This window comes from Streptomyces katrae, assembly GCF_000966975.1.
GTDB lineage: Bacteria > Actinomycetota > Actinomycetes > Streptomycetales > Streptomycetaceae > Streptomyces > Streptomyces katrae.
Genome location: NZ_JZWV01000940.1, coordinates 1 through 646 on the forward strand (window position 1 = coordinate 1; position 646 = coordinate 646).

The 646-nt window shown below is 83.1% G+C and carries 1 pseudogene; it reads left to right on the forward strand.

The window, feature by feature from the left end:
- Positions 1–200 precede the first annotated feature (200 nt).
- Positions 201–646, forward strand: a pseudogene (locus VR44_RS47710) (cell division protein FtsK); the annotation flags it as partial.

Genomic DNA, 646 nt, shown 5'->3' on the forward strand with positions numbered 1-646 from the left:
CGGGGGCTCCGCCCCCGGCGGCCCCGCCCACCACGACACGCCCGGCGCCCCCACCCCCGTCCCCGGCGGGCCGGGCGGCGGCGGGTACGGGTACGGCGGCCCCGGCGGTGGTGACCCGGCGCCGGCCGACGACGCCCCCGGCGGCGTCGGGCGGGATCGGGGCGTGGGCGCGGAAGTGGGTGCGGGGGGAGGAGGACGTGGTGGTCGAGGCCGTCGGGCCGGCGGAGCCCGCGGCCGCCGTGCCCGACGCCGACGACCCCGCCGCCCTGCTGCTCGCCGCCCTCGGGCCCACCGGGCGGCTGTGGTCGCGCGGGCCCGGGCACCCCGGGTTCCTGGAGGTGGGGCTCGGCGCCGGGAGCCGGGTCGCCCTGCGCGAGAGCGGCGCGCTCGGGGTGGCCGGGCCGCGGGCCCGGCTCATGGGGGTCGCCCGGTCCGTCGTGGCGCAGCTCGCGGCACTGCACGCGCCCGCGCAGCTGGAGATCGTGCTGCTGGCCGCCGACCGCGTCCGGACCCTGCAGGAGCGCCGCCGCGACTGGGCCTGGCTCGGCTGGCTGCCCCACGTACGCCCCGCGCACGGCCAGGACTGCCGGCTGCTCCTCGCGTACGACCGGGACCAGGCGGCCGCCCGCGCCGCCGAGCTGACCCG